The 4915-nt window shown below is 60.5% G+C and carries 3 protein-coding genes; 1 reads left to right on the plus strand and 2 read right to left on the minus strand.

Annotation, left to right across the window (positions count from 1 at the left end; genetic code table 11):
• Positions 1-179: 179 nt before the first annotated feature.
• The gene (locus tag JOE33_RS01015) at positions 180-1514 is read left to right on the plus strand and encodes a diaminobutyrate--2-oxoglutarate transaminase family protein (protein WP_187625752.1); all 1335 of its coding nucleotides are present in this window, start codon (positions 180-182) and stop codon (positions 1512-1514) included.
• Positions 1515-1730: 216 nt separating this feature from the next.
• On the opposite strand, the gene JOE33_RS01020 is transcribed toward JOE33_RS01015, so the two are convergent.
• Both JOE33_RS01020 and macA read right to left on the minus strand, forming a co-directional pair.
• On the minus strand, positions 1731-3692 hold the full coding sequence (locus tag JOE33_RS01020) for a MacB family efflux pump subunit (RefSeq protein ID WP_054994104.1): 1962 nt from the start codon (positions 3690-3692) through the stop codon (positions 1731-1733).
• A gap of 2 nt (positions 3693-3694) precedes the next feature.
• Positions 3695-4852, minus strand: a complete 1158-nt coding sequence (gene macA, locus JOE33_RS01025; RefSeq protein ID WP_010435601.1) for a macrolide transporter subunit MacA — start codon at positions 4850-4852, stop codon at positions 3695-3697.
• Between the last annotated feature and the right edge of the window lie 63 nt (positions 4853-4915).

Consider the following 4915-nt stretch of genomic DNA (forward strand, 5'->3'; position numbering starts at 1 on the left):
GCACCACAAATCCCTTTCGTAGCATGCATTTAACGCCTGAGGCCGCGAGATGTCTGTCGTGGAATACGGGGACAGTCCGGCGGCGATAAGTTGGCGATCACCCTGAGGTTCTTACAGAATCGGGCTCTGCTCGAAGCGAGTAGCAATGAATCCGTACCTGTGCCAACAAGGGATCGACTATGGAAGAGTTAAGCAACCTCAAGAAACTGGAGTCGAATGCGCGCACCTACGCAGCGACCTTCCAGCAGCTGTTTGTCAGCGGTAAAGGCATGCGAGTCAAGGACGCCAACGGCCAGGAATACCTCGACTGCCTGTCGAACGCTGGCACGCTTGCATTGGGTCATAACCCACCGGTGGTCCGCGATGCGGTGATCGAATTTCTGAACAGCGATCATCTGCAGCAGGCTCTCGACCTGGCCACACCGGCCAAGCACGCCTTCGTCGAAGAGCTGTTCGCGACGTTGCCCGCCAGCCTGCGTGACAACAGCAAAATCCTGTTCTGCGGCCCCAGCGGTTCTGACGCAGTGGAAGCCGCCATCAAACTGGCCCGCCACTACACCCAGCGCTCGCCGTTGATGTCCTTCCACGGCGGTTACCACGGCATGACCGCTGGCGCGTTGTCGGCTATGGGAAACCTCAACCCCAAGGCCGGCCTGCTGGCCCAGGGCACCCACTTCCTGCCCTACCCCTATCGCTTCCGCTGCCCGTTCGGCACCGATGGCGAACACACTGACCGCCTCTCCACCGAGTACATCCGCACGGTACTCAGCGACCCGGAAAGCGGCGTGTCCAAGCCGGCGGCGGTGGTCGTCGAGGTGATCCAGGGCGAAGGCGGCTGCATCGCGGCATCGGCCGAGTGGCTGCGCGCCGTGCGGGATATCACCCGCGAGTTGGGTATCTTGCTGATTATCGATGAGGTGCAGACCGGGCTCGGACGTACCGGCAACCTGTTTGCCATCGAACATTCCGGGATAACGCCGGATATTCTGGTGCTGTCCAAGGCCATCGGCGGCGGCTACCCGATATCAGTGATCGTCTATGCCGAGCACCTGGATACGTGGGGCCCAGGCATGCACGCAGGTACGTTCCGTGGCAACCAGGTGGCGATGGTGGCCGGGGCAGCGACCATGCGTCATATCAAGGAACACGACCTTGCAGGCAATGCCTCGCGCCGGGGTGAGCAGTTGCAAAGCGGACTGGAGGATATCGCCCGGCAGTTCCCGTTTATCGGCGATGTGCGTGGCCGTGGGCTGATGCTCGGGGTGGAGATCGTCAAACCGGCTAGCGGATCGCGTCCGGGGGTTGGCGACGGCACACGTGCGCGGGCGATCAAGCTGGAGTGCTTCGACAACGGCATGATCATCGAGACGGGTGGACGTAACAGCGCAGTCCTGCGCTTCCTGCCACCGTTGAACATTACCGAGTCGGAAGTGGGCATGGTTCTCGACCGCTTCGAACAGTCCCTCAAGAGCAGCAGCGCGGCACGGGTCTCCAGCGTCAGTGCGGTAGGCTGAGCACCCGCAAAAGCTTGCTCGAGAGGCTAATGCAGCCGACAGATAGCCGTCGGCTGTATGAGCCCCTCACGAACACAATCCCTGTCCTGAAGCCTCCTGCGTCGAGGTGTCATACGCCGATCTTTTTCACTCCGGCCGCAGGCGTCGTTCAGTGCGCGGTCGCGTACAGGCGTTACTCTCCGTTGGGTAGGACATCCCTGTCCTGCAACCGCCCTGTCAATCGCGTGCCAGTGCCTCGATCGGATCGAGCTGTGCCGCGTTACGTGCCGGTACGAAGCCGAAGACGATGCCGATCAATGTCGAGCAGATGAACGCAGTGACAATCGAGCCCACGGAGAACACCATCTGCCATTCCTTGACCAGCAGTGAAAATACATAGCCGATCACGAATGACAGGCCGATGCCGATCACCCCGCCTATCAGGCAGACCATCACCGCTTCCACCAGAAACTGCTGACGGATATCCGACTGGCGTGCCCCGACCGCCATGCGAATGCCGATCTCGCGCGTGCGTTCCGTGACTGACACCAGCATGATGTTCATCACCCCGATACCGCCGACCGCCAGTGAGATGACCGCGATCAACGACAGCAACAGGGCCAGCGACTGGCTGGTCTTCTGCACCGTTTGCATCACGCTGTCGAGGTTGTAGGTAAAGAAGTCCTTGGTCCCGTGCCGCTTTTGCAACAGCTTGTTGACGTTGTCCTCGACCACCTTGCTCGGCTGCCCGTCCTTGACCCGCACGGTGATGCTGTCCAGGTAGCTCTGACCCAGCAAGCGGCCAGAAGCGGTTTCGTAGGGCATCCAGATATTCAGGTTCTTGCTGGTGTCGAAGATGTTCTTCTTGTTCTCGGTCACGCCGATCACCGTACAGGGCAGGTTACCCACCAGGATCACCTGGCCCAGCGGGTCGGCCTTGGGGCCGAACAGGCGAATCCGGGTGTTGTAATCGATCACCACCACTTGCGCCTGCCGCCTGGCGTCATCCTTGTTGAACCCCACCCCGGAGCCCATCCTGGTGCCACGCACCTGGAAATAGCTCGGGCTGACCCCGCTCACCGTCGCCGATACGTCGATGTTACGGTAGCGCACCAGCAAGTTGCGGCCGATATTCGGCGTGGCACTGTCGATGTAGTACTGACTGCTCAACGCCGTCACATCGGACAGCGCCAGGGTCTGGATATCCATTGACTTGGTGTCGCCAAAGTCACTGCCCGGGAACACCTCGATAGTGTTGCTGCCGATGGCCTCGATGTCCTTGAGCACATAACGCTTGGCCCCTTCGCCGATTGCAACGATCGACACCACCGAGGTGATGCCGATGATGATCCCGAGCATGGTCAGCAGCGTGCGCATGCGATGCGAGATCAGCGCCACCCACGCCATGACGAAGGCCTCCTGGAACAGGCCGATGTTGGCCATCAGCCGGTTGCCCTGCCTGGGTTTGCTCGGCAGGCGCTCGGTGGTTTTTTCGTTGATGATCGGGCGAGCGGTGTTGACCCGGTCGGCGATGATCTCGCCGTCACGCATTTCGATGATGCGCTCGGCGTGCGCTGCAACCTTCTCGTCGTGGGTCACCAGAATTACCGTGTGCCCGGCGCTATTGAGCTCGAGAAGGATGTTCATTACCTCCTTGCCGCTCACACTGTCGAGGGCCCCGGTGGGTTCGTCGGCCAGAATGATCTCGCCGCCGTTCATCAGCGCCCGGGCGATACTCACCCGCTGCTGCTGGCCGCCTGACAACTGGCTTGGCCGATGCTCCAGATGCCCGGAAAGGCCCAGACGCTCGAGCAGCTTCTGCGCGCGCTCCACGCGCATGCTCTTGCCGGTGCCTGCGTAGATAGCCGGCATTTCGACGTTCTGGATCGCCGCCAGGTGCGGTAACAGGTGATAACGCTGAAAAATGAAACCGAAGTGATCGCGGCGCAGCTCTGCCAGCTCATCCTCGGTCAGCGTACCGGTTTCACGTCCGTCGACCTTGTAACTGCCGCTGGCGGCGTGGTCCAGACAACCCAGCACGTTCATCAGCGTTGACTTGCCGGAACCCGAGGCTCCGGTAATGGCAATCAGTTCGCCGGCATTGATCGTGAGGTTGATGTCATTCAGCGCGATGAAGTCCTTCTCGCCGGCCACGAAACGACGGGTGACACCCTTGAGTTCCAGGAGAGCTCGACTCATGGTCAGGCCCCCGTTGCCGCTGGTGTGGCCGACGGCTCACCGATCACCACCTGGTCACCCTCGGCAAGGCCACTCTTGATTTCGACCCGCACATTGTTGTTGATGCCGGTCTGCACATTGCGGCTCTGGGCCTGGCCCTGCTCGTCCATCACGCGCACCGGGAAGGTGCCGTCGCCGTTCTTGTCGCCCAAGGCTGCAACAGGCACAGTCAGTACGTCCCTGGCCTTTTCACGCACGATATGCACCTGGGCGGTCATCGAAATACGCAGACGGTGATCCGGGTTGGGGACGTCGAACAATGCGTTGTAGAACACCGCACTGTTCGGCTTGCTGGCGTTGCCGGACTGCGCGTCGAGGAAGTTCTGCGGCGCCGGTTCCGTGCCTTTCAGCTTGGCGTAATAGCGTTTTTCGGCATCGCCTAGGATGGTGAAATAGACCTCTTGCCCGGGGGTGATATGAATCACGTCGGCCTCCGAGACCTGCGCCTTGACGGTCATGGTGTCCAGATCCGCCAGTTTGAGAATCACCGGCGTCAGTTGGCTGGCGATCACGGTCTGCCCTTCCTGCGTCACGATACCCACTACATCACCGCTGATCGGTGCGACGATGCGGGTGTAGCCCAGGTTGATCCTGGCGGTCTCGATCTGGATTCTTGCGTCGCGCACTTGTGCCTCCAGCGAGCGCAGGTTGGCACTGCGGACCTCGAAGTCCGATTGCGCCGTATCAAAGTCCTTTTGCGAGATCGCGTCATCCGCACGCAGTTGCTTGTAGCGTTGGTAAATGGCTTTGGCGTCCTTGAGCTGTGCAACAGCCGCGTCCTTCTGGGCGATCAGGTTCTGTTCGTTGACCTGCGACTGGCGCAGGGTGTTCTGCAGCACCACGGGATCGATTTCCGCCAGCCACTGACCTTGCTTGACCTTGTCACCCAGATTGACCTTCAGTGACTTGAGCTGGCCCGAGACCTGCGCGCCGACGTCAACCTGCTTGATGCCCTGCAGCACCCCGCTGGCCAGCACGGAGTTTTCGATATCGGTGCGTTCGACCTTGGCAGTCAAGTACTCCGGTGGCTTTTCCGGGGACTGGATGCTGTAGGCAATACCCGCTGCCAGAACCAACAGCACAACAACAATGAGCACTTTGCGAAACTTCAACTTTTTCATAGAAAGCCACGAATGTGTTGAGGATTGACCCGGCGATCAGCCGCCGGGCTTGAAGAAACGACG

This window comes from Pseudomonas sp. PvP027 (assembly GCF_017833005.1).
Lineage (GTDB): Bacteria > Pseudomonadota > Gammaproteobacteria > Pseudomonadales > Pseudomonadaceae > Aquipseudomonas > Aquipseudomonas congelans.